General features: G+C 63.6%; 20 protein-coding genes and 1 other RNA gene. 9 read left to right on the top strand and 12 right to left on the bottom strand.

The genetic code is table 11. The features are described from left to right. Nucleotides 1-30: 30 nt before the first annotated feature. Both xdhB and xdhA read right to left on the bottom strand, forming a co-directional pair. On the bottom strand, nucleotides 31-2,430 hold the full coding sequence (gene xdhB, locus FHW75_RS15295) for a xanthine dehydrogenase molybdopterin binding subunit (protein ID WP_019099544.1): 2,400 nt from the start codon (nucleotides 2,428-2,430) through the stop codon (nucleotides 31-33). Next, nucleotides 2,423-3,877 carry a xanthine dehydrogenase small subunit gene (gene xdhA / locus FHW75_RS15300; RefSeq protein WP_019099545.1) on the bottom strand — a complete coding sequence of 485 codons (1,455 nt, stop codon included), beginning with the start codon at nucleotides 3,875-3,877 and terminating at the stop codon, nucleotides 2,423-2,425. Before xdhA ends, xdhB begins: the two co-directional genes overlap by 8 nt. 268 nt (nucleotides 3,878-4,145) lie before the next feature. On the opposite strand from xdhA, the gene FHW75_RS15305 reads away from it, so the two are divergent. The 5 genes from FHW75_RS15305 (at nucleotide 4,146) to ffs (ending at nucleotide 12,085) form a co-directional block, all read left to right on the top strand. Further along, on the top strand, nucleotides 4,146-4,805 hold the full coding sequence (locus FHW75_RS15305; RefSeq protein ID WP_019099546.1) for a GntR family transcriptional regulator: 660 nt from the start codon (nucleotides 4,146-4,148) through the stop codon (nucleotides 4,803-4,805). 3 nt (nucleotides 4,806-4,808) lie between these two features. Then, nucleotides 4,809-8,297 carry a chromosome segregation protein SMC gene (gene smc / locus FHW75_RS15310; RefSeq protein WP_183674031.1) on the top strand — a complete coding sequence of 1,163 codons (3,489 nt, stop codon included), beginning with the start codon at nucleotides 4,809-4,811 and terminating at the stop codon, nucleotides 8,295-8,297. A 205-nt stretch (nucleotides 8,298-8,502) separates the two neighbouring features. Then, nucleotides 8,503-9,390: a cell division protein ZipA gene (zipA, locus tag FHW75_RS15315; protein ID WP_019099548.1), complete on the top strand. Its 888-nt coding sequence runs from the start codon at nucleotides 8,503-8,505 to the stop codon at nucleotides 9,388-9,390. 89 nt (nucleotides 9,391-9,479) lie between these two features. Continuing rightward, nucleotides 9,480-11,810 (top strand): NAD-dependent DNA ligase LigA, encoded by a 2,331-nt coding sequence (ligA, locus tag FHW75_RS15320; protein WP_025754776.1) that lies wholly within the window; start codon nucleotides 9,480-9,482, stop codon nucleotides 11,808-11,810. A 178-nt stretch (nucleotides 11,811-11,988) separates the two neighbouring features. Beyond that, nucleotides 11,989-12,085, top strand: an RNA gene (gene ffs / locus FHW75_RS15325) — signal recognition particle sRNA small type. A 28-nt stretch (nucleotides 12,086-12,113) separates the two neighbouring features. On the opposite strand, the gene FHW75_RS15330 is transcribed toward ffs, so the two are convergent. Then, nucleotides 12,114-12,533 (bottom strand): helix-turn-helix domain-containing protein, encoded by a 420-nt coding sequence (locus tag FHW75_RS15330; protein ID WP_019099550.1) that lies wholly within the window; start codon nucleotides 12,531-12,533, stop codon nucleotides 12,114-12,116. Between the two features lie 82 nt (nucleotides 12,534-12,615). Here FHW75_RS15330 and FHW75_RS15335 point away from each other — a divergent pair, with 82 nt between their 5' ends. Continuing rightward, the gene (locus FHW75_RS15335) at nucleotides 12,616-13,104 is read left to right on the top strand and encodes a DUF2938 domain-containing protein (RefSeq protein ID WP_019099551.1); all 489 of its coding nucleotides are present in this window, start codon (nucleotides 12,616-12,618) and stop codon (nucleotides 13,102-13,104) included. Between the two features lie 15 nt (nucleotides 13,105-13,119). Here the strand turns inward: FHW75_RS15335 and FHW75_RS15340 are convergent, their stop codons facing one another. The 3 genes from FHW75_RS15340 to FHW75_RS15350 all read right to left on the bottom strand — a co-directional run bounded on the left by FHW75_RS15340 (nucleotide 13,120) and on the right by FHW75_RS15350 (nucleotide 14,469). Further along, the gene (locus FHW75_RS15340; protein ID WP_019099552.1) at nucleotides 13,120-13,299 is read right to left on the bottom strand and encodes a hypothetical protein; all 180 of its coding nucleotides are present in this window, start codon (nucleotides 13,297-13,299) and stop codon (nucleotides 13,120-13,122) included. A gap of 32 nt (nucleotides 13,300-13,331) precedes the next feature. Continuing rightward, nucleotides 13,332-13,526 (bottom strand): hypothetical protein, encoded by a 195-nt coding sequence (locus tag FHW75_RS15345; RefSeq protein WP_019099553.1) that lies wholly within the window; start codon nucleotides 13,524-13,526, stop codon nucleotides 13,332-13,334. Nucleotides 13,527-13,701: 175 nt separating this feature from the next. Beyond that, the gene (locus tag FHW75_RS15350) at nucleotides 13,702-14,469 is read right to left on the bottom strand and encodes an ABC transporter substrate-binding protein (protein ID WP_025754783.1); all 768 of its coding nucleotides are present in this window, start codon (nucleotides 14,467-14,469) and stop codon (nucleotides 13,702-13,704) included. Nucleotides 14,470-14,593: 124 nt separating this feature from the next. Between FHW75_RS15350 and dnaX the strand changes: the two genes are divergently transcribed. The 3 genes from dnaX to recR all read left to right on the top strand — a co-directional run bounded on the left by dnaX (nucleotide 14,594) and on the right by recR (nucleotide 17,821). Continuing rightward, complete coding sequence (gene dnaX / locus FHW75_RS15355) at nucleotides 14,594-16,675, top strand: DNA polymerase III subunit gamma/tau (RefSeq protein ID WP_183674033.1); 2,082 nt, start codon at nucleotides 14,594-14,596, stop codon at nucleotides 16,673-16,675. Between the two features lie 64 nt (nucleotides 16,676-16,739). Beyond that, entirely contained in the window at nucleotides 16,740-17,075 is a 336-nt protein-coding gene (locus tag FHW75_RS15360) for a YbaB/EbfC family nucleoid-associated protein (RefSeq protein ID WP_003254305.1), read from the top strand. A 143-nt stretch (nucleotides 17,076-17,218) separates the two neighbouring features. Next, nucleotides 17,219-17,821, top strand: coding sequence for a recombination mediator RecR (gene recR, locus FHW75_RS15365; protein ID WP_019099556.1), 603 nt, complete (start codon nucleotides 17,219-17,221; stop codon nucleotides 17,819-17,821). A gap of 41 nt (nucleotides 17,822-17,862) precedes the next feature. Here recR and FHW75_RS15370 read toward each other — a convergent pair whose 3' ends face one another. The 6 genes from FHW75_RS15370 to FHW75_RS15395 form a co-directional block, all read right to left on the bottom strand. Further along, nucleotides 17,863-18,411: an adenine phosphoribosyltransferase gene (locus tag FHW75_RS15370; RefSeq protein ID WP_016711710.1), complete on the bottom strand. Its 549-nt coding sequence runs from the start codon at nucleotides 18,409-18,411 to the stop codon at nucleotides 17,863-17,865. Between the two features lie 55 nt (nucleotides 18,412-18,466). Beyond that, nucleotides 18,467-19,201 carry a Crp/Fnr family transcriptional regulator FnrA gene (gene fnrA / locus FHW75_RS15375; RefSeq protein WP_016711709.1) on the bottom strand — a complete coding sequence of 245 codons (735 nt, stop codon included), beginning with the start codon at nucleotides 19,199-19,201 and terminating at the stop codon, nucleotides 18,467-18,469. Nucleotides 19,202-19,387: 186 nt separating this feature from the next. Then, nucleotides 19,388-20,770: an oxygen-independent coproporphyrinogen III oxidase gene (gene hemN, locus FHW75_RS15380; RefSeq protein ID WP_016711708.1), complete on the bottom strand. Its 1,383-nt coding sequence runs from the start codon at nucleotides 20,768-20,770 to the stop codon at nucleotides 19,388-19,390. A gap of 105 nt (nucleotides 20,771-20,875) precedes the next feature. After that, entirely contained in the window at nucleotides 20,876-21,559 is a 684-nt protein-coding gene (locus FHW75_RS15385) for a sulfite exporter TauE/SafE family protein (protein WP_084296989.1), read from the bottom strand. Further along, nucleotides 21,552-21,767, bottom strand: coding sequence for a cbb3-type cytochrome oxidase assembly protein CcoS (gene ccoS / locus FHW75_RS15390; RefSeq protein WP_016711706.1), 216 nt, complete (start codon nucleotides 21,765-21,767; stop codon nucleotides 21,552-21,554). The genes FHW75_RS15385 and ccoS overlap by 8 nt, the downstream gene beginning before the upstream one ends. Beyond that, entirely contained in the window at nucleotides 21,746-24,220 is a 2,475-nt protein-coding gene (locus tag FHW75_RS15395; protein WP_027609460.1) for a heavy metal translocating P-type ATPase, read from the bottom strand. Before FHW75_RS15395 ends, ccoS begins: the two co-directional genes overlap by 22 nt. Between the last annotated feature and the right edge of the window lie 54 nt (nucleotides 24,221-24,274).

Below are 24,274 nucleotides of genomic sequence, written 5' to 3' on the forward strand. Positions count from 1 at the left end.
GCGTGCCCGCTCCCACAGGGTTCCTCGCTGTCAGTGGGGGACGGTTTCCAGTTCCGGTTTGGCAGGCTGCGCCGCCGCCACCGCCTTGCGCATCTGCTCACACCCCCACAACACCCGCTCCGGTGTGGCTGGCGCGTCGATGTTCGGCTGCACCCGGTAATCGGCAATACTGGCCACGGCATCCTTGATCGCACACCAGGCGGCGATGCCAAGCATGAACGGCGGCTCGCCCACTGCCTTGGAATGGAACACGGTGTCTTCCGGGTTCTTGCGGTTCTCCACCAGCTTCACCCGCAAGTCCAGCGGCATGTCGGCCACCGCCGGGATCTTGTAGCTGGCCGGGCCATTGGTCATCAGCTTGCCCTTGGCGTTCCACACCAGTTCTTCGGTGGTCAGCCAGCCCATGCCCTGGATGAAGCCGCCTTCCACCTGGCCGATGTCGATGGCCGGGTTCAGCGAGTCGCCCACGTCGTGCAGGATGTCGGCGCGCAGCATCTTGTATTCGCCGGTCAGGGTATCGACGATCACTTCCACGCAGGCGGCGCCGAAAGCGAAGTAGTAGAACGGCCGGCCGCGCGCCTGGCTGCGGTCGTAGAAGATCTTCGGCGTGCGGTAGAAACCGGTGCTGGACAGCGATACCTGGGCGAAGTACGCCTGCTGCACCAGTTGCTCGAAGCTGACGATCTGGTCGCGTACACGCACATGGCCATTGCGGAACTCGACGTCCTCCTCGGTCACGTTGTAATGCCGCGCCGCGAACTCTGTCAGGCGCTTCTTCAGTATTTCGGCAGCGTTCTGCGCCGCCTTGCCGTTCAGGTCGGCGCCACTGGAGGCTGCGGTCGGCGAGGTGTTGGGCACCTTGTCGGTGTTGGTGGCGGTGATCTGGATGCGGCTGAAATCTACCTGGAAGATCTCGGCGACCACCTGCGCGACCTTGGTGTTCAGGCCCTGGCCCATCTCGGTGCCACCGTGGTTCAGGTGAATGCTGCCGTCGGTATAGATGTGGATCAGCGCCCCGGCCTGGTTGAGGAAGGTGGCAGTGAACGAGATGCCGAACTTGACCGGCGTCAGCGCCAGGCCCTTCTTCAGTACCGGGCTGTTGGCGTTGAAGCGACGGATCGACTCACGGCGCTCGGCGTAGTCGCTGCTGGCTTCCAGGTCGGCAGTCATCTCATCGAGCATGTTGTGCTCGACGGTCTGGTAGTAGTGGGTGACGTTGCGCTCGGTTTTGCCGTAGTAGTTGGCCTTGCGCACCGCCAGCGGGTCGCGGCCCAGGTGGCGGGCGATGTGGTCCATCACCTGTTCGATGGCAACCATGCCCTGTGGGCCGCCAAAGCCACGGTAGGCGGTGTTGGAGGCCGTGTTGGTCTTGCAGCGGTGACCATGCACGGTGGCATCGCCCAGGTAGTAGGCGTTGTCGGAGTGGAACATGGCGCGGTCGACGATCGAACCGGACAGGTCGGGCGAGTAACCGCAGTTGCCGGCCAGGTCGAAGTTGATGCCGTGCAGGCGACCGTTGTCGTCAAAGCCCACGTCATATTCGACATAGAACGGGTGGCGCTTGCCGGTCATGGTCATGTCTTCGACACGCGGCAGGCGCATCTTGGTGGGCTGGCCGGTCAGGCGGGCCACTACCGCGCACAGGCACGCCGGGCTGGCAGCCTGGGTTTCCTTGCCGCCAAAACCGCCACCCATGCGGCGCATGTCCAGCACCACCTTGTTCATCGGCACGTCGAGCACTTCGGCCACCAGCTTCTGCACTTCGGTGGGGTTCTGCGTGGAGCAGTAGACGATCATGCCGCCATCCTCGGTGGGCATCACCGAGGAAATCTGCGTTTCCAGGTAGAAGTGTTCCTGGCCACCGATGTGCAGGGTGCCCTGAATGCGGTGTGGGGCGCTGGCCAGCGCGGCGGCGGAATCGCCGCGTTGGTGGGTGTGGCTGTCGAGCACGAAGTGCTTCTTGCGCAGTGCATCGACCACGTCCAGCACCGGCTCCAGGTCTTCATATTCGACAATGGCGGCCATGGCTGCACGGCGCGCGGTTTCCAGATCGCGGGCTGCTACGGCGAGTACCGGCTGGCCGAAGAACTCGACCTTGTCGATGGCCAGCAGCGGGTCGCCGGCCACCACAGGGCCGATGTCTTTCAGGCCGGGGATGTCTTCGTGGGTGATCGCGATGCGCACGCCTTCGAAGGCGTAGCACGGCGTGGTGTCGATGCGCAGGATGCGCGCATGGGCACGGTCGGCGGTGCGCGCATAGACGTGCAACTGGTTGGGGAATTCCAGGCGGTCGTCGATGTACAGCGCCTCGCCGGACACATGCTTGTCGGCGCTGTCGTGCTTGACGCTGCGGCCGACCCCGGTGGTGAGGTCCTGGCTGAACAGCTCGGCCATCTCGGCCTGGCTTTTGGCTACGTGATGGTTAGACATAAGCGGTCACCCGGGTTTCGATGTACGGCGTTTGCTGTTCGATGAAGTACTTGCGCAGCAGGTTCTGCGCGGTCAGCAGGCGGTATTCCTTGCTGGCGCGGAAGTCGCTGAGCGGGGTGAAGTCCTCGGCCAGGGCCTGGCAGGCGCGCTCGATGGCAGCCTGGTCCCACGGTTTGCCACGCAGCGCCGCTTCGCAGGCACGGGCGCGTTTGGGAATGGCGGCCATGCCGCCGAAGGCGATGCGCACACCGCTGACCACGCCGTCTTCGATGCTCAGGTTGAACGCCCCGCACACGGCGGAGATGTCATCGTCCAGGCGTTTGGACACCTTGTAGGCGCGGAACGCCCAGTCGCGGGTGGCGCGCGGTACGATGATTTTCTCGATGAACTCGCTGTCCTGGCGGGCGGTAATGCGGTAATCGATGAAGTAGTCTTCCAGTGGCATTACCCGCTGACGCTCGCCTTGGCGCAGGACGACCTGCGCATCCAGGGCGATCAGCAGGGGCGGCGAGTCGCCGATCGGCGAGGCGTTGCCGATGTTGCCTCCGAGGGTGCCCTGATTGCGGATCTGCAGCGAGGCAAACCGGTGCAGCAAGGCACCGAAGTCTGGGTACTCCTCGTTCAGCGCGCCGTAGCAGTCGGTGAGGGGGGTGGCGGCGCCGATTTCCAGGTGGCTGGCGGTTTTCTCGATGCGCTTGAGCTCGGCCACGTGGCCGACGTAGATCATCACCGGCAAGGTCTTGTGGAACTGGGTCACTTCAAGCGCAAGGTCGGTACCGCCGGCCAGCAGGCGGGCTTCGGGGTGCGAGCTGTAAAGGTCGGCCAGGTCGGCCACGGTCAGCGGCACCAGGCAGCGTTTGTCGCCGCTGTTCAGTTCGCCGGTCTGGGTGGGTGCAATGGCCTTGAGGCGGCTGATGGTTTGCGCCTGCTGGGCATCGAACTGGTCGCGGCAGGGCTGGCGGCAGCTCTGCTCGGCAGCGTCTAGAATCGGCCGATAGCCGGTGCAGCGGCACAGGTTGCCGGCCAGGGCTTCCTGGGCCTGATGCAGGTCGGGGCCACTGCTGTTCTTTTGCAGGGCGAACAGCGACATCACGAAACCGGGGGTGCAGAAGCCGCATTGCGAGCCATGGCAATCGGCCATGGCCTGTTGCACGCTGTGCAGCTGGCCCTGGTGCTTGAGGCCTTCAACGCTGATCAATTGCTTGCCGTGCAGCGACGAGACAAACGTCAGGCACGAGTTGAGGCTGCGATAACGCAGGCTGTCGTTGCCCTGGTCGTCCTGGGTCAGTTCGCCGACCACCACGGTGCAGGCGCCGCAGTCACCACTGGCGCAGCCCTCCTTGGTGCCGGGTTTGCCCAAGTGCTCGCGCAGGTACTGCAGCACCGTCATGTTCGGGTCCAGGGCGTGCTCGCTGCGCAACTCCTGGTTGACGAGAAACTGGATCACGGGGATGGCCTCGCAATGGTTTTATTGTTGTTGGGCGGACTCTAAGCAAGACCTGTCTAGCAGGTCAATATTTTTCTGACCCAAAGGTCAAGAAATTGCGTATGTCTACGCCCGGCCGAACACATTGCCTATGGAACAAGCATAGATCGCGCCGGGCGTGTGGCTGTCTGGCAGGTCAAATAAACCGCCTGGCCCCTCTGCGCGATTACCGCCCAAGTACGCTACAATCCGCCCCTTGTGCCCAGTTCAATGATTTTGAAGGAAAACCATGACGTTCAAGGCCCCGGACAGCCTCTCCGAGCAGATTGCCGATTACCTGGCCGAACGCATCATCCGCGGCGAGCTGGCGCCAGGCGAGCGTATCCAGGAGCAGAAGGTTACCCAGGCGCTCAACGTCAGCCGTGGCTCGGTGCGTGAAGCGTTGCTGATCCTCGAGCGCCGCCACCTGGTGGCGATTTTGCCGCGCCGAGGTGCCCATGTAACCGAGCTGGACGAGCGCAGCGTGCGCAGCCTGTGTTCGTTGATGGGCGAGTTCTACATCCTGCTGGGCAACGCGGTTGCGCAAAAATGGCGCACTGAAGCCGACCTGCGCCCGTTTCTGGAGATCCAGCAGCGCCTGCAGCGTGCCCATGACCAGCTCGACATCAAGGCCTTCGTCGCCCACAGCTTTGCGGTCATGCGTGCGGCTTATCCGTTCGCCGACAACCCGTTCCTGCAGGAAACCGTGGAAAACCTCCAGCCAGCCATGAGCCGTGCCTACTACCTGTCGCTGGACCAGCGCCAGGCCAACATGATCGACTACCTCGACTTGTTCGCCCGCCTGCTCGAAGCCGTGGTCGCCCGCGACCTGCCGCGTATTCGCGAGGTGCTCACCGCCTACGGCCAGCGCAGCTGCGAACTGGTGCTGGCGGCGCTGGCCCGAGGCTGACCGATGCGCCTGAAGTGCATTCGCCTGGCCGGGTTCAAGTCGTTCGTCGACCCGACCACGGTCAACTTCCCCAGCAACATGGCGGCTGTCGTCGGCCCCAACGGCTGCGGCAAGTCCAACATCATCGACGCAGTGCGCTGGGTGATGGGCGAGAGTTCGGCGAAGAACCTGCGTGGCGAGTCGATGACCGACGTCATCTTCAACGGCTCCAGTGGCCGCAAACCGGTCAGCCAGGCCAGCATCGAACTGGTGTTCGACAACAGCGAAACCACCCTGGTCGGCGAGTACGCCGCCTACGCCGAGATTTCGATCCGCCGCAAGGTCACCCGCGACGGGCAGAACAGCTATTACCTCAACGGCACCAAGTGCCGCCGGCGCGACATTACCGATATCTTCCTGGGTACTGGCCTGGGGCCGCGCAGCTACTCGATCATCGAGCAGGGCATGATTTCCAAGCTGATCGAGGCCAAGCCCGAGGAGCTGCGCAACTTCATCGAGGAAGCCGCCGGCATTTCCAAGTACAAGGAACGCCGCCGCGAAACCGAAAACCGCATCCGCCGCACCCAGGAAAACCTGGCCCGGCTGACCGACCTGCGCGAAGAGCTGGAACGCCAGCTGGAACGCCTGCACCGCCAGGCCCAGGCAGCTGAGAAGTACCGTGAGTACAAGGCCCAGGAGCGCCAGATGAAGGCGCGTCTGTCGGCCTTGCGCTGGCGCGACCTGGATGAGCGAGTGCGTCAGCGTGAGTCGGTGATCGGCGACCAGGACGTGTCCCATGAGGCGTTGGTGGCCGAGCAGCGCAACGCCGATGCCAGCATCGAGCGCCTGCGCGACGGTCATCACGAACTGTCCGAGCGCTTCAACCAGGTGCAGGGCCGCTTCTATTCGGTGGCCGGTGATATCGCTCGGGTTGAACAGAGTATCCAGCACGGCCAGCAGCGCCTGCGCCAGTTGCAGGACGACTTCAAGGAAGCCGAGCGCACGCGCCTGGAGACTGAGTCGCACCTGGGCCATGACCGCACTTTGCTGGCCACCTTGAGCGAAGAGCTGGCCATGCTGGAGCCCGAGCAGGAAATGACCCTTGCCTCTGCCGAAGAGGCTGCTGCCGCTCTTGAAGAGGCCGAGCTGGGCATGCACGGTTGGCAGGAGCAGTGGGACAGCTTCAACAGCCGCTCCGCCGAGCCGCGCCGCCAGGCCGAGGTGCAGCAGGCGCGCCTGCAGCAGCTCGAAGCCAGCCTGGAGCGTCTGGCCGAACGCCAGCGCAAGCTGGGCGAGGAGCGTGAGCAACTGGGTAGCGACCCGCAGGATGCCGCCATGCTTGAACTGGCTGAGCAGTTGGCCAGCAGCGAAATACTGCTGGAAGAACTGCAACTGTCGGAAGAGCAGGTGGTCGAGCGACTGGAAGGCGGGCGCGAGCAGTTGCAACAGGCCACCCAGGCACAACAACAGGCGCAGGGTGACCTGCAGCGCCTGGGCGGCCGGTTGGCTTCGCTGGAGGCTTTGCAGCAGGCCGCGCTGGAGCCCGGTGCAGGTGCTGCTGACTGGCTGCAAAGCCAAAGCCTGGCGCAGCAGCCGCGCCTTGCAGAAGGCCTGCGGGTGGAGCCGGGTTGGGAGCTGGCTGTGGAAACGGTGCTTGGCGCCGATCTGCAAGCCGTACTGGTGGACGACTTCGGCAAGCTCGATTTTGCCGGCCTGGAGCAGGGCGAGTTGCGCTTGCTTCTGGCCAGCGCCGACAACGCATCCTTGCCTGGCAGCCTGCTGGAAAAAGTTGAAGGCCCTATCGACCTGGCGCCGTGGCTTGGCCAGGTCAAACCGGTAGAAAACCTGGCCGAGGCGCTGGCCCGGCGCGCAGCCCTTGCTGAAGGGCAAAGCCTGGTCAGTCGTGATGGTTATTGGGTTGGCCGGCATTTCCTGCGGGTTCGTCGTGGTGGTGAGGCCGAAGGCGGGGTTTTGGCACGCGGTCAGGAAATCGAACGGTTAGGTCAGGAGCAGCTGGAGCAGGAGGCGGCGCTGGAGCAACTGGAACAGCAACTGCAAACCCTGCGCGAGCAGCAGCTGGACCTGGAAGAGCAGCGCGAACAGCTGCGCCGCCGCAGCCAGGAAGAAAACCGCCTGCATGGCGAACTCAATGCCAGCCTGTCGGCCAGCCGTGCCCGCGCCGAGCAGGTCGAATTGCGCCGCCGGCGCCTGCAGGAAGAATTGGCTGAGCTGGAAGAGCAGCGTGCCCTGGAGCATGAGCAACTGGGCGAATCACGCCTGCTGCTGCAAGAAGCCCTGGAGCTGATGGCCCAGGACACCGAGCAACGTGAACAGTTGATGGCGCGCCGCGACACGCTGCGTGAAGGCCTCGATCGGGTGCGCCAGGAAGCCCGTCAGCACAAGGACCACGCCCACCAGCTGGCCGTGCGCCTGGGGTCGCTGCGCGCCCAGCACGATTCCACTCGTCAGGCGCTGGAACGCCTGGAGCAGCAGGCCGCGCGCCTGACCGAGCGCCAGGAGCAACTGAGCCTGAACCTGGAGGAGGGCGAGGCCCCGCAGGAAGAGCTGCGCCTGAAGCTGGAAGAGCTGCTGGAGCGGCGTATGAGCGTCGACGAGGAAATGCGCAAGGCCCGCCTGCACATGGACGAAGCCGACCGCGAACTGCGCGATGCCGAAAAACGCCGCACCCAGGCCGAGCAGCAAGCGCTGGTGTTGCGTGGCCAACTGGAACAGTTGCGCCTTGAATGCCAAGGTTTGGATGTGCGGCGCAAAACCTTGCAGGAGCAGCTGCTGGCCGATGGCTATGACCTGCAAGGTGTGCTCGCCACCCTTGAGGCCGACGCCAGCGAGCAGGGTGCCGAGCAGGAGCTGGAGCAGCTTGAAGCACGCATCCAGCGCTTGGGTGCGATCAACCTGGCGGCCATCGAAGAATACGAGCAGCAGTCCGAGCGCAAGCGCTACCTGGACGCGCAAGACGCCGACCTGGTCGAAGCCCTGGAGACCCTGGAAAACGTCATCCGCAAGATCGACAAGGAAACCCGCAACCGCTTCAAGGATACCTTTGATCAGATAAATGCCGGATTACAGGCACTTTTCCCAAAAGTTTTCGGGGGCGGCAGCGCTTATCTGGAACTGACGGGCGAAGATCTACTCGATACAGGGGTGACGATCATGGCACGGCCACCGGGCAAGAAGAACAGCACCATCCATCTGCTGTCCGGCGGCGAGAAGGCACTGACCGCTTTGGCGCTGGTGTTTGCCATTTTCAAGTTGAACCCCGCACCGTTCTGCATGCTCGACGAAGTCGACGCGCCGCTGGACGATGCCAACGTCGGGCGCTACGCCCGTCTGGTCAAGGAAATGAGTGAAAGCGTGCAGTTCATCTACATCACCCATAACAAGATTGCCATGGAGATGGCGGATCAATTGATGGGGGTAACCATGCATGAACCCGGGTGTTCACGCCTTGTTGCAGTTGATGTGGAGGCAGCCATGGCCATGGTCGATGCGTGATGCGCGACGATGGGGGCACATTCTGTAGCGAAATGCCCCCGCCATGTGCGACAGACGGTGTAAAGTTGTCTTTGGTCGTGCTAGCTTAATGTCACTCGTTTTTTGCGTGGGTAAAACGCCTGTCAGAACATAGAGTTGGCGCCACGTGTTAAAGGGCTTTGAACCCTTTGTTTTCAAGCATATTTTTATAGAGGCACGGGATTACATGGAAATCGGTCTGCGCGAGTGGCTGATCGTCATCGGCATCATTGTCATTGCCGGGATTCTTTTCGACGGCTGGCGCCGCATGCGCGGCGGCAAAGGCAAGTTGAAATTCCGTCTGGATCGCAGTTATTCCAACCTGCCGGACGAAGACGGCGGCAGTGCCGAAGTGCTCGGCCCGTCGCGGGTGCTGGATACCCACAAGGAGCCTGAGCTGGACGAAAGCGACCTGCCGTCGCTCAGCGCTTCTGCGCGTGATCGTGAGCGCGAGCCCAAGCCGGTCAAGGCCGGCAAGCGCGGCAAGCGTGCGGCCGCCGACGTACAGCAGGGCGACCTGAACCTCAGCGCCGAGCCGCGTGAGCCGGACCTGTTTGCCGAAAGCGACGACGACTTCGCCGCCGACAACACCCGCAATAGCGGTGCGGCCCCTGCCAGCAGCAGCGTGAAGGAGCTGCCGCCGGCCGAGGAAGTGCTGGTTATCAGCGTGATCTCCCGCGACGAGGGCGGCTTCAAGGGCCCGGCACTGCTGCAGAACATTCTGGAAAGTGGCTTGCGCTTCGGCGAAATGGACATCTTCCACCGCCACGAGAGCATGGCCGGCCACGGCGAAGTGCTGTTCTCCATGGCCAACGCGGTCAAGCCTGGCGTGTTCGACCTGGACGACATCGACCACTTCAGCACCCGTGCCGTCAGCTTCTTCCTCGGCTTGCCGGGCCCGCGCCATCCGAAGCAAGCCTTCGACGTGATGGTGGCTGCGGCACGCAAGCTGGCCCACGAACTGAACGGTGAGCTCAAGGACGACCAGCGCAGCGTGCTGACCGCCCAGACGATCGAGCACTACCGCCAGCGTATCGTCGAGTTCGAGCGCCGCGCGCTGACCCAGAAGCGCTGATGTGCCCAAGTGGGCAGACCTCTGTCCACCCTGTTTCAAGCGCAAGAGCAGCCAAGGGCTGCTCTTTTGCTATGCAAGAGAACCTGAAAATGACCGCCGAAACCCGTATCCACGAACTGCGTGCCGAGCTCGACCAGCACAACTACCGCTACTACGTGCTCGATGAGCCCAGCGTGCCGGATGCCGAATACGACCGCCTGTTCAACGAGCTGAAGGCGCTTGAAGCCGAGCACCCGCACCTTGTCACACCCGACTCGCCCACCCAGCGTGTCGGCGGTGCTGCCCTGGCCGCCTTTAGCCAGGTGCGCCATGAAGTCCCGATGCTCAGCCTGGGTAACGCTTTCGAAGAAACCGACCTGCGTGAGTTCGGCCGCCGCGTTGTAGAAGGCCTCGATCAGCCTGGCGCGGTCGACTACAGCTGCGAACCCAAGCTCGACGGCCTGGCCGTGAGCCTGCTGTACCGCGATGGCCAGCTGGTGCAGGGCGCTACCCGTGGCGATGGCACCACCGGCGAAGACATCAGCGCCAACGTGCGCACGGTGCGCAACATCCCGCTCAAGCTGCAGGGTGAGGGCTGGCCGGCGGTGCTGGAGGTGCGCGGCGAGGTGTACATGAGCAAGGCCGGTTTCGACCGGCTCAATGCAGCCCAGGCAGAAGCCGGTGGCAAGACGTTCGCCAACCCGCGCAACGCCGCCGCCGGCAGCCTGCGCCAGCTGGATTCGAAAATCACCGCCAGCCGCCCGCTGGAGTTTTGCTGCTATGGCGTTGGTCAGGTGTCTGAAAGCATCGGCGACAGCCATATTGGCATCCTTGAACAGCTCAAAGCCTGGGGGATGCCGATCAGTCGCGAGCTCAAGCATGCGGCAGGCATCGAAGAATGCCTGGCCTACTACCGCGACATCGGCGAGCGACGTAACAGCCTGCCGTATGAAATCGATGGTGTCGTGTTCAAGGTCAACAGCCTGGCCGCCCAGCGCGAGTTGGGCTTCCGTGCGCGTGAGCCACGGTGGGCGATTGCCCACAAGTTCCCGGCCATGGAAGAGCTGACCGAGGTGCTGGACGTCGAATTCCAGGTTGGCCGCACGGGGGCGGTAACGCCTGTCGCGCGCCTGAAGCCGGTCAAGGTTGCGGGGGTGACCGTGTCCAACGCCACCTTGCACAACATGGACGAAATCGCCCGCCTGGGCCTGCGCATCGGTGACACGGTAATCATTCGCCGTGCCGGTGACGTGATCCCGCAGGTGATGCAGGTGGTGCTGGAGCGTCGCCCGGAAGATGCCCGCCCGGTCGAGGTGCCGAGCGCGTGCCCGGTGTGTGGCTCGCAGGTCGAGCGTACTCAATTGGTCAAACGCAGCAAGGGCAAGGAAACCACCAGCGAAGGCGCGGTGTACCGCTGCGTTGGCCGCCTGGCCTGTGGCGCCCAGCTCAAGCAGGCGATCATTCACTACGTGTCGCGCCGTGCCATGGATATCGATGGCCTGGGCGAAAAGAGCGTCGAGCAACTGGTGGACGAAGGCCTGATCGGCTCGCCGGCAGACCTGTACAAGCTGGAGTTCGACCAGATCGTTGGCCTGGAAGGTTTCGCCGAAGTGTCCAGCAAGAAGCTGCTGGATGCCATCGAGGCCAGCAAGCGCCCGGCCTTGTCGCGGTTCATCTACGCTTTGGGCATTCCGGATGTAGGCGAAGAGACTGCAAAGGTGCTGGCCCGCTCGCTGGGCAGCCTGGCGCGCGTGCAGCAGGCATTGCCGCAGGTGCTCACCTACCTGCCGGACATCGGCCTGGAGGTTGCCTACGAGATCCACAACTTCTTTGAAGACGAGCACAACCGCAAGGTCATCAAGCAACTGCTCGATAGCGGCATGCAACTGCAGGACGAGGGCGAACTGGCTGCCGAATTCGCCGCCAGCACCACCCTCGCCGGCATGATTGCCAAGCTCGACATTGCCTCGGTCGGCCCGACCGGGGCCGAGAAGCTGGTGGCCAAGCTCGACACCCTGGAAAAGATCATCGCCGCCGACGGCATCGACCTGCGCCAGGCCCTTGCGGCCAAGCAGGCGGATGCCGTGCGTGAGTTCTTCAAGAATGAAGCGAACCAGAAGCTGGCGCGGGACATCGAAGCGCAGTTGCTGGCGTTCGGCATGCACTGGACCAGCGAGAAGAAGGTGGCCGAAGGTTTGCCGCTGGCAGGCCAGACCTGGGTGCTCACCGGCACCCTGGAGCGCATGAGCCGCGACATCGCCAAGGACAAGCTGGAAAACCTGGGGGCCAAGGTGGCGGGTTCGGTGTCTGGCAAGACCCACTGCGTGGTGGCCGGGCCAGGGGCGGGGTCCAAGCTGGCCAAGGCTGCCGAGCTGGGGGTGAAGGTGCTGGACGAAGATGCCTTTGTCACCTTCCTGGCCGGGCAGGGGGTCACGGTTTAAAGGCCGGCGCGCGTTTCTTGTGGGGGCGGGTTTACCCGCGAAGAGGCCGGGGCTGCCACGTCAGCCCTGACAAGTCATTGAGAAATGATGACTTTTTCTCCCGCTAGAGGTTGTATCTGCCCCCAAGAACGGTACAATGGCGCCACTCGCTGTTCAGCGAGGCATGTAGTGGTGGCCCCATCGGTCCCCCCGCATTGATTACCCGTTAACCTGGTCAGGCCCGGAAGGGAGCAGCCATAGCGGGAACATCGAGTGCCGGGGTGTGGCTGGTGGGGCCGCCTCCATTTCCGGGGTCGGAAAACCTCAAACTGCGGCGAACGCCTTCTTACTTTCCTGCTTGTCGTCCAGTGCCCCTGCCGCAGAGAGCTTCATCAGCCTTTGGAATTTCGGGCATGCCAAATGATCTTCTTCCGGACATTGCGCTGCGTGCCGCAAGCCCTTGCTCATCGCCTGTAACCGCTTGATCCGCGCATCCAGCTCGTCCGCCTTGGCCATCAGCACCTGCCGGTCGACTTGCAAGTCCACCAGCATTGCCCCCACTTCATCCAGCGAAAACCCCGCAGCCTGCCCCAGGGCGATCAGCGCCAGCCGGTCCGCCACATCGGCTGAAAACTGCCGCCGTTGGCCGTGCCCGGCGAGTGACTTGAGCAAACCTTTCTTTTCGTAGTAACGCAGTGTCGAGGCGGGTACGCCTGTGCGTTTGGCGACGTCGGCAATGTCCATTTAGGGCCCTTGACTTGAAGTTGACTTCAACTTCTATGCTGCGCGTCATGGTCATGACCGTCAATCTTCGAGGGCTTGTTCTATGACGATTACTGCGATGTTTTCAGCTGCATTGCCGATTGGCATGGGTGCCACGGTGGTGATGGACGTGTGGGGGCTGCTGCTGCGGCGCTTGGGTGTTGCCACGCTTGATTTCGCCATGGTCGGGCGTTGGGCGGGGCATTTGCTTAACGGTCGTGTACTGCATCAGGCGATTGCCAAAGCCGAACCCGTGCGAAATGAGTTGGCGTGGGGATGGGTGATTCATTACGCCATCGGTGTGCTGTTCGCAATGCTGCTGGTTGTGATCGTAGGGGAGGGCTGGTTGCTGTCGCCTACTTTGTTGCCTGCAGCAGTTGTTGGCGTGGGTACGGTCGTGGCACCGTTGTGCTTCATGCAGCCGGCGATGGGCGCGGGATTCTTTGCGTCCAGGACGCCGAAGCCTGCGCAAAACTGTCTTAAGAGCCTGGCCACGCACCTTGTGTTTGGCGTGGGGATGTTCTTGAGTGCGGGTTTGCTGGCGTTGGTATGAGGACAAGGTGCTCGGTCAGAGCGAGCGCACGATCAGCATGCCTGCTACCAGCAGTACCCCTGTAGAGATTGCGCCGAGGTAAAACAGGAGTACACCTGTCCAGGGCGAAGACGCTCTGAGGTTGCGCATTTCTTCGGCAAACGCTTCCGCTTCACTCAGTGCGTTTCCAGTGTGATCCTGGGTGGCGCGGCGCATTGGCTGCTCCTTGTGGCTGGATTAATCAAAACTCAGAGCTTGCTGGCCAGTGCCATGATGCCAACGATGGTGGTGATAACGGCTGAGCCTGTTGCGATTGGGTACCAGAACGCCTCCTGCCTGAGCTTACGCGCTTCTGCTACAAATTCCTGTGTCTCGGCCCTTAACTTGCGGCCCTCATTTTGTAACTTCTCAAGTTCGAGGTGTGCACAATCATCTTGAAGCATCGGATTGTCTTTTCAAGTGGCGGCGAAGGTGCCTTGGTCGGGGCCTGACTATGGTGCAATCAGGGACAAGGTTGGAATCGCCGTCTTCCAACGGATGGTGTAGTCCATTTCCCCCTCAAGCCTAGTTTCCACAAGAAGACAGTTTTCCCAAAATGGCATGTCAGGTGTGCAGTGGTCAGGGGCGAACTACAGAAATGGGCGCCTGGTATCCTGCTCCCCCATAACGCTGCATTATCCGCTCGACCTCCCCCGATTGCTTCAGTCGCACCAGCGCCCGCAGCACTCCCTGGGTCGGTATCGCCGGGTCATTGCGCACCATGCACGCCAGGTCCTGTTCCTCCAGCACTGCCAAGCCCTGCAGTTGCTGTTCCGCCGGCAAGCCCTGGTTGAACCACTGCAAAGACAGTTGATTGCTCACTGCATGCCGGTACCGCCCCGCATGCAGTTTCTGCAGCACCAGCAACTGGCTGCGGCTGTCTTCACGGCGCAACTGGCCCTGATCCAGCAGCGGTTGCAGGGTCGAGTAGGTGTAGCCCAGTACCGTGCCGATAGCCTGGGGTGGCAGTTGCTCCGGGGGCATTGGGGTGCTGTCGCCGACACGCCCCACCAGCACGTCACGCTGGTGTATCAGCGGGATACTCCAGACAAAATCCCCGGGGCGGTCATTGAACCACTGGGTGCTGACATAGCAGCGCACATCGATATCGCCGTTGTTCATGGCCTCCTGCAGGCGAAGGCGGGCCATGACGTGATACTGGGGGCGTACGCCCACTTCCTTGGCCAGCGCTTGTATCAGGTCATACACCAGGCCTTCCACCGGCTGGTTGCCTTCTATGCGTACTAGCGGCATGCTCCAGCTCTCTGCAACGGAGAAGCGCAGCACGGGCTGTTCAGCCAGGCTGTGCATGGGCCAGAGCAGTAGCAGGGCCAGCAAACTTCGCAAAGGCGTATCCTCCTTGAACAACGCGCCTGCCTCAAAGCTTAGACGACTCGCGCAGGGTGCAATTTTGCCCCCGCTCCGCTAGCATTAGCGCTCTTCCGCTCTATCAGGCTACGATGGTTTTTCGATGAGTTATCAGGTTCTTGCACGTAAATGGCGTCCGCGCTCGTTCCGCGAAATGGTCGGCCAGGCCCATGTGCTCAAGGCCTTGATCAATGCCTTGGACAACCAGCGCCTGCACCACGCCTACCTGTTCACCGGTACCCGCGGCGTGGGCAAGACGACCATCGCCCGTATCATCGCCAAGTGCCTTAACTGCGAAACCGGCATCACCTCCACGCCGTGCGGCATCTGTTCGGTGTGCCGGGAGATCGACGAAGGCCGTTTCGTCGACCTGATCGAAATCGACGCCGCCAGCCGTACCAAGGTCGAGGACACCCGCGAACTGCTCGACAACGTGCAGTACGCCCCGAGCCGTGGGCGCTTCAAGGTCTACCTGATCGACGAAGTGCACATGCTCTCGACGCACTCGTTCAACGCCTTGCTCAAGACGCTGGAAGAGCCGCCGCCCTACGTCAAGTTCATCCTCGCCACCACCGACCCGCAGAAACTGCCGGCCACCATCCTGTCGCGCTGCCTGCAGTTCTCGCTGAAAAACATGAGCCCGGAGCGGGTGGTGGAGCACCTCAGCCACGTACTGGCTGCCGAAAACGTGCCGTTCGAACCGGATGCCCTGTGGCTGCTGGGCCGCGCGGCCGATGGTTCGATGCGTGACGCCATGAGCCTGACCGACCAGGCCATCGCCTTTGGCGAAGGCAAAGTGCTGGCCGCTGATGTGCGGGCGATGCTTGGCAGCCTGGATCATGGTCAGGTTTATGGCGTGCTGCAGGCCTTGCTGGAAGGCGATGCCCGGGCGTTGCTGGAGGCCGTGCGCAACCTGGCCGAGCAAGGGCCGGACTGGGCTGGCGTGTTGGCCGAGATGCTCAATGTGCTGCACCGCGTGGCCATTGCCCAGGCGCTGCCCGAAGCCGTGGACAACGGCCAGGGCGATCGCGAGCGGGTACTGGCGCTGGCCTCGGCGCTGCCGGCCGAAGACGTGCAGTTCTATTACCAGATGGGCCTGATTGGCCGCCGAGACCTGCCGTTGGCCCCGGACCCGCGCGGCGGCTTTGAAATGGTGCTGCTGCGCATGCTGGCGTTCCGCCCGGCCGATACCGACGACGCGCCGAAACCGGTGCTAAAGCCAGCGGGGATCAGCCAGGCCACAGCTGATCCTGCAACGCCGGTGGCAGCGCCAGCGGTAGCCGTGGCGCCGCCTGTCACGGTTGCGGCAGACCCTGTTCTGCCGGCTGTGGCGCCGCAGGCCCAGGAACCTGCGACGGTCGAGCCTGCGCCCCAGCCTGTGGTCGAGCCCGTTGTGGTAGCCGAACCTGTTCCGGTCGCAGAGCCCGAGCCCGAACCTGAGCCTCAAACCGAAGCTGAGGCAGAGGAGGTGCTCGACCTGCCGTGGGAGGCGCCTGCAACGGCCGTCGCGCCGGTCGTGGCTGAGCCTGCTGCAGCACCTGTTACCCCGGTGGCGCCCCAACAGGCCGCGCCGGCCCATGACCTTGAGCCGCCTTTCGATCCGTCCGCCTACGCTTCAGTAGGCATGGACCGCGATGATGAGCCGCCGCTGGACGAAGATTATTACGGTGGCGAAAGCGACCCGGTCGGCTTCAGCTACCTGGACGAGCTGGCCGAGCACATCCAGGAAGAGACACCCAAGCCATTGGCCGAACCGCTGCCTGCGGCCAAACCGGCCACCGGCCTTGCCCTGCAATGGCTGGAATTATTCCCGCAGTTGCCTGTGTCCGGGATGACAGGCAACATCGCGGCAAACTGTACGCTGATTGCCGCCGATGGCGACGACTGGCTGTTGCACCTGGACCCTGGCCAAGGTGCGTTGTTCAACGCCACTCAGCAGCGACGCCTGAACGAAGCGCTCAACCAGCACCTGGGGCGCACGCTGAACCTGCGCATCGAGTTGATCCTGCCCGAGCAGGAAACCCCGGCCCAGGCCGCCGCGCGCAAGCGCGCCGAGCGCCAGCAGGACGCGGTCACCTCGATCGAGCAGGATCCGTTGATCCAGCAGATGATCAAATTGTTCGGTGCCAAGGTGCGGCAGGATACTATTGAGCCTGTAGAGGCCCTGGCCAATCAGGGCCAGTAACGGATAACCATGCGGCCGGCCCTGCGCCGGGCCGCATCACATGACCCAATCGAGGTATACCCCCATGATGAAAGGTGGCATGGCCGGCCTGATGAAGCAGGCCCAGCAGATGCAGGAAAAGATGCAGAAGATGCAGGAAGAGCTGGCCAACGCTGAAGTCACCGGCCAGTCCGGCGGTGGTCTGGTGAGCGTGGTGATGACCGGTCGTCACGACGTCAAGCGTGTCAGCATCGACCAGAGCCTGATGTCGACCGACGAGGACGACAAGGAAGTGCTGGAAGACCTGATCGCCGCCGCGCTGAACGATGCGGTGCGCAAGGTTGAGCAGAGCAGCCAGGAAAAGATGGGCGGCATGACGGCTGGCATGCAACTGCCGCCGGGCTTCAAGATGCCGTTCTAAGGGCATTGCCATACCGAAAACCGCCGCTGAATCCAGCGGCGGTTTTTTTTGCAAAGATTTCACCCAAGGCGCGGTCTACTGATTTGACGCCACTGCCCTCGCTGGGTATAAACCGCCTCTTATTGAATTGTCAGGCCTTTCTCATGAGCTTCAGCCCCCTCATCCGCCAACTGATCGACGGCCTGCGTATTCTGCCCGGTGTCGGCCAGAAAACCGCCCAGCGCATGGCCCTGCAACTGCTCGAGCGCGACCGCAGTGGCGGGCTGCGCCTGGCCCAAGCGTTGACCCAGGCCATGGAAGGTGTAGGCCATTGCCGTCTGTGCCGTACCCTGACCGAGCAGGAGCTGTGCCCGCAATGCGCCGACACACGCCGTGATGACACCCAGCTGTGCGTGGTCGAGGGGCCGACCGATGTGTATGCAGTGGAGCAGACCGGCTACCGTGGTCGTTACTTCGTGCTCAAGGGTCACCTGTCACCGCTGGACGGCCTGGGGCCGGAGGCGATTGGCATTCCGCAACTGATGGCGCGTATCGAGGAGCAGGGCACCTTTACCGAGGTGATCCTGGCGACCAACCCGACGGTGGAGGGGGAGGCGACAGCGCATTACATTGCGCAGTTGCTGAGCGAGAAGGGGTTGGTGGCTTCGCGGATTGCCCATGGAGTGCCGCTGGGCGGAGAGCTGGAGCTGGTGGATGGCGGGACCTTGGCCCATGCGTTTGCGGGGCGTCGGCCGATTTCGCTCTGATTGAGAATGGTTGGGGCTGCAAAGCAGCCCCAAAACCCAACTCAGTACTCGCTAAGAGAAAACTCGGTCAGGCAGAAAGTCGGTACCCCGGCCGCCTGCAGGCGGCGCGACCCGTCCAGCTCCGGCAGATCGATGATCGCCGCCGCCTCGAACACCTGCGCCCCGGTACGGCGTACCAGGTTGGCCGCCGCCAGCAAGGTACCGCCCGTGGCGATCAAGTCATCGAAGATCAACACCGAATCCCCTTCGCACAGGCTGTCGGCATGCACTTCCAGGAAGGCCTCGCCGTACTCGGTCTGGTAGCCCTCGCTCAGTACGTCAGCCGGCAGTTTGCCTTGCTTGCGGAACAGGATCAGCGGCTTGTTCAGCTGGTGTGCGATGATCGAACCAATCAGAAAGCCCCGCGCATCCATGGCACCAATATGGCTGAACTCGGCCTCGACATAGCGCTCGATGAACTGGTCGGCCACATAGCGCAGCCCGCGCGGCGACTGGAACAGCGGGGTAATGTCGCGGAAGATCACGCCTGGCTTGGGGAAGTCCACTACCGGGCGGATGAGGGCTTTGAGGTCGAAGGTGTCGCTGTGCATTGTTGCGGGTATCCTGGGAAAACGAATGCCCAAGTATACCCGCTAAACGCTGGCCTCAGGCCTCGATTGCACCACCGGCCAGCGCACACAGCTGGATTGGGTCGAGAATGTGCACTTCCTTGCCTTCGGCGCGGATCAGGCCATTCTGCTGGAACCGGGTGAACACCCGCGAAACGGTTTCCACCGCCAGGCCCAGATAATTACCGATTTCGTTGCGCGACATGCTCAGGCGGAACTGGTTGGCCGAATAGCCGCGGGCGCGGAAGCGCGCCGACAGGTTGACCAGGAAGGTGGCAATGCGCTCGTCAGCGGTTTTTTTCGACAGCAGCAGCATCATTTGCTGGTCGTCGCGGATTTCCCGGCTCATGACCCGCATCAGCTGGCGGCGTAGCTGCGGCAGCTGTACCGACAGCTCGTCGAGGCGCTCGAAGGGAATCTCGCACACCGAAGTGGTTTCCTGAGCCTGCGCCGATACCGGGTAGGCCTCGGTGTCCATGCCCGACAGCCCGACCAGCTCGCTGGGCAGGTGGAAGCCGGTAATCTGCTCTTCGCCGCTGTCGCTGAGGCTGAAGGTTTTCAGGGCGCCGGAACGTACCGCGTAGACCGAGCCGAAATTGTCACCCTGGCGGAACAGGAACTCGCCTTTTTTCAGCGGACGGCCGCGTTTGACGATTTCATCCAGTGCATCCATGTCTTCCAGGTTCAGCGAAAGAGGCAGGCACAGGGGGGCCAGGCTGCAGTCCTTGCAGTGGGCCTGGTTGTGTGGGCGCAGTTTGACTGGCTCGGACATTTGAATCGATCCTTGTGGGAAAGCACACATAAGTCGTAAGGGTAACCTACGACACAGGGTGTAGGCCAGTGTGCGCGTTTTTGGTGCACACTGGCGAAACCCCGGCAGGTGCCCTGCCGGGAGTCTTTGTGCGCCCATAGTGTGCCCGGCAAGGAAACTTGTCCATGCGGTTGAACGCCTCGGTTTTCAGATCACCCGCGAGAAGCGCTGGCGGTTTTGCATGGCCAGGTAGGCGTCGAACACCATGCACACCGAGCGTGCCAGCAAGCGGCCCGCCGGCAAGATGCGGATGCCTTTGTCGTCCAGGCTGATCAGGCCGTCGCGCTGCAAGGTCAGCAGCTCGGGCCAGAGGTCGTTGAAGTAACCGCGAAAATCAAGGGTGAAGGCTTGCTCGATCGGCTCGAAGTCCAGCTCGAAATGGCAAATCAGTTGCTGGATCACCGCACGCCGCACGCGGTCGTCGTGGTTGCACAGCAGGCCGCGCTGGGTGGCCAGCTGTGCGTTGGACAGGCTGTCCTGGTAGGTGTTGAGGTCGCTGCTGTTCTGGCAGTACAGGTCGCCGATCTGGCTGATGGCCGACACGCCCAGGCCAATCAGGTCGCAATGCCCGTGGGTGGTGTAGCCCTGGAAGTTGCGCTGCAGGGTGCCTTCTTCCTGGGCAATGGCCAGCTCGTCGTCGGGCAGGGCGAAGTGGTCCATGCCGATGTAGCGGTAACCGGCGGCGGTCAGTTGGTCGATGGTGGCGTGCAGCATCTCCAGCTTGGCCGCCGCGCTGGGCAGGTCGTTGTTGTCGATACGCCGCTGCGGCATGAAGCGCTCGGGCAGGTGGGCGTAGTTGAACACCGACAGCCGGTCGGGCTGCAAGCGGATCACCTCTTCGACGGTGCGGGCAAAGCCTTCCGGGGTTTGCTTGGGCAGGCCGTAGATCAGGTCGAGGTTGATCGAGCGGAACTGCAACGTGCGTGCAGCTTCGATCAAGGTACGGGTTTGCTCAAGGCTTTGCAGGCGGTTGACCGCACGCTGCACGGCCGGATCAAGATCCTGCACGCCCAGGCTGACGCGGTTGAAACCCAGCTCGCGCAGCAGGCCCATGGTCGACCAGTCGGCTTCGCGGGGGTCGATTTCGATGCCGTAGTCGCCAGAATCGTCGTCCAGCAGGTGGAAGTGCTGGCGCAGGGTGGCCATCAGCTGGCGCAGTTCCACATGGCTGAGAAAGGTCGGCGTGCCGCCGCCAAAATGCAGCTGTTCAACACGTTGTTTAGGGGCCAGGTGGCAGGCGATCAGCTGGATTTCCTGCTCCAGGCGCTGCAAATAGGGCGCAGCGCGGGCGCGGTCCTTGGTGATGACCTTGTTGCAAGCGCAGTAGTAGCAGATGTTGGCGCAGAACGGCACATGCACGTACAGCGACAGCGGGCGCACGGCTCGACGACTCTCGCGCAGGGCATGGAGCAGGTCGAACGAGCCCACCTCGCTGTGCAGTTGCACGGCGGTCGGGTAAGAGGTGTAGCGTGGTCCGGCCAGATCGTAGCGGCGGATCAGGTCGGTATCCCAACGTAGGTCGTCGAGCATGAGGGCGGTCCCCGGAAAGAGCAGCAGTGCACCGGAGTCTATGGCCGTCTGTAGGAAACTGTGTTGATTTGTATCAAGGGCATTGGGGCGTCAAAGCAGCGCCCATCAATGCCCCATCAGCCAATGCTGGTGCGGCCCGGGCAGGGTCCACACCCCAAACAGCATCACCAACACCCCGCCAGCCACCCGCACACTGCGCCGTCTCAACAAAGCGTTTACCCGCTCCGCCGCCAACCCGGTAGCCAGCAGCACTGGCCAGGTCCCCACCCCGAACGTCAGCATCAACGCCGCGCTATACCCGGCGTTGCCTTGGCTTGCCGCCCACAACAGGGTGCTGTACACCAACCCGCACGGCAGCCACCCCCACAGCGCGCCCAGCAGTAATGCCCGGGGCAGGCTGGATACCGGCAGCAAGCGCGAAGCGACCGGCTGGATGTGCCGCCACAGGCCCCGGCCCAGCGCTTCGATGCGGGTCAGCCCGCTCCACCAGCCGGCCAGGTACAGGCCCATGGCAATCAGCAGCAGTGCCGCCAGCACCCGCAGTGCCAGTGCTGCCGGGCTGCTGGCCACGGCCCAGCCGGCCAGGCCCAGCAACAGGCCGGCACAGGCATAGCTGGTAATGCGCCCGAGGTTGTACGCCAGCAGCAGGCGCAAGCGCCGGCCACGCTGTTCGGGCGGGATGGCCAGGGTCAGCGCGCCCATCAGGCCGCCGCACATACCCAGGCAATGGCCGCCGCCAAGCAGGCCAAGGACCAGTGCCGAGCCCAGCAGGGGAAGCAGGTCAGGCACGGGGTGGTGGTTCCTTGTCGGTGTCGGCCTGCGCGTCTTCAGGCTTTACCGCCGCCTGGTGGCGCGGGTCCTGGTCGTCGAAGAGGATGCTATGGGCCGGGCCTTCGAGGTCGTCGTACTGGCCGCTGTCCACCGCCCAGAAGAAGATGTACACGGCCACGCCGACCAGCAGCAAAGCGGCGGGGATCATGACATAGAGGGCGGGCATGGCGACTTCCTCCCGGGCAGGGGTGCTTCGGTTTTCGGCAAGGCTGCTGCCGGGGGCATGCGGGTCAGGCGCAGGGCATTGAGCACCACGATCAGCGAGCTGACCGACATGCCGATGGCGGCCCACACCGGGGTAATCCAGCCGAGCGCGGCAAACGGCAACATCAGGCCATTATACAGCGACGCCCACAGCAGGTTTTCGAGGATATTGCGGCGGGTGCGGCGGGCCAGGTCGAAGGCCTGCACCAGTGCCTGAAGGCGGTTGGACAGCAGCACGGCATCGGCGCTGGTCTTGGCAAGGTCCGTGGCACTGCCCATGGCGATGCTGATATCGGCGGCGGCCAGCACTGGCACGTCGTTGACCCCGTCACCCAGCATCAGCACCTTGCTTCCGGCTGCCTGCAGCGCTTTCAGCCGGTCCAGCTTGTCGTCCGGGCGCAGGCCGCCAATGGCCTGGTCGATACCCAGCTGCGCGGCCACTTCGGCGACCATCGGCGAGCTGTCGCCCGACAGCAGCAGCGTACGCCAGCCACGGGCCTTGCAGGCGGCGAGCAGGGCAGGGGCATCGTCGCGCAGACGGTCGTCCAGGCCGAACCAGGCCAGCGGCCCCTGGCGGTCACCCAGCAGCAACCACTGGCCGCGCGGTTCCGGCACGCCGGGGATCTCCGCGCCGCTCAGGGCGCAGACGAAGGTGGCCTGGCCAATGCGCAGGCGCTGGCCGTCCACCAGGCCTTCCAGGCCCAGGCCGGGTAAGGTCTGCACATCATCCGCGGGTGTGGCGGTGCGGCCAAAGGCGCGGGCGATGGGGTGTTCGGAGCGGTTTTCCAGCGCGGCTGCCAGGGCCAGGCAGCGGTCGGCGGGCAGGCTGCCGAGTGGGCGGATGCTGCGCAGGGTAAGGCGGCCTTCGGTCAGTGTGCCGGTCTTGTCGAAAATCACCGTGTCGATCTGGTTCAGGCCTTCCAGCACATGGCCACGGGTGACCAGCAGGCCGAGCTTGTGCAGGGTGCCGGTGGCGGCGGTCAGCGCCGTTGGCGTGGCCAGGGACAGCGCGCAAGGGCAGGTGGCTACCAGCATCGCCAGCACGATCCAGAACGCGCGCGCCGGGTCCAGATACCACCACCACAGGCCGATGGCCACGGCGGCCAGCAACGAGAACAGCAGGAACCACTGCGAGGCCCGGTCGGCGATTTCGGCCAGGCGTGGTTTTTCGGTTTGCGCACGTTCCAGCAAACGCACGATGGCCGACAGCCGCGAATCGTGGCCCAGTGCTTCAACCTCCACGTTCAGCGTGCTTTCGACGTTCAGCGTGCCGCCGGTGACCCGCTCACCCACCCGGCGCGGTTGTGGCAGGTATTCGCCGGTCAGCAACGATTCATCCACACTGGAGCGGCCTTCGACAATGCGCCCGTCGGCGGGGATCACGGCGCCCGGCAGTACTTGCACCGTGTCACCGCATTGCAGTTCGCTGAGCAGGATGCGTTCGCTGCGGCCGATGGTATCCAGGCGCAGGCACGAGGCTGGCAGCAGGTTGACCAGTTGCGCGGTGGCGGCGGCAGTGCGTTCGCGGGCGCGGCGCTCCAGGTAGCGGCCGGTGAGCAGGAACAAGGCGAACATACCCACGGTGTCGAAATACAGCTCTCCACTGCCGGTGATGGCGGTCCAGATGCCGGCGCCGAAGGCCAGGCCAATGGCCAGCGACACCGAAACGTCCATGGTCAGGTGGCGGGTGCGCAGGTCGCGTGCTGCGCCTTTGAAGAACGGCGCGCAGCTGTAGAACACGATGGGGATGGTGAGAAACAGCGCCACCCAGCGCAGGATGGTGTGCAGTTCAGGCGACAGGTCGATGTTGAATTCCGGCCAGGTGGCCATGGTTGCCATCATTGCCTGGAACCACAGCAGCCCGGCCACGCCCAGGCGGCGCAGGGCGCTACGGTTCTCGCGGGCCAGCTGTTCGGCCGCCTGGTCGGGTTGGTAGGGGTGGGCGGCGTAGCCGATCTGGCGCAGCTCGGCCAGCAGGCGGGAAAGCGGCTGTTGCTTGTCGTCCCAGTTCAGCAGCAGGCGGTGGTTGGACAGGTTCAGACGGGCTTCGGCGACGCCGGGCAGGTTGCGCAGGTGTTTTTCGATCAGCCAGCCGCAGGCGGCGCAGCTGATGCCTTCGACCAGCAGGGTGGTTTCGGCCAGTTCGCCCTGGTGGCGCACGAAGCTTTGCTGCACGTCGCTACGGTCGTACAGGGCCAGCTCGTCTTGCAGCTGTTTGGGCAAGGCTTCGGGGTTGGCGCTGTTGTCGCTGCGGTGCTGGTAGTAGTGCTCCAGGCCACCGGCTACGATCGACTCGGCCACCGCCTGGCAACCGGGGCAGCAGAACTGCCGAGGCTGGCCAAGGACCACGGCGGTGAAGCGGCTGCCAGCGGGGACGGGCAGGGCGCAGTGGTAGCAGGGGGTGGGTTGGGTCATAAGGCGAACACGCATTGGCTGACAGGAGCGGACCCTGTGGGAGCGGGCGTATCC

This window comes from Pseudomonas sp. OG7 (assembly GCF_014192825.1).
GTDB lineage: Bacteria > Pseudomonadota > Gammaproteobacteria > Pseudomonadales > Pseudomonadaceae > Aquipseudomonas > Aquipseudomonas monteilii.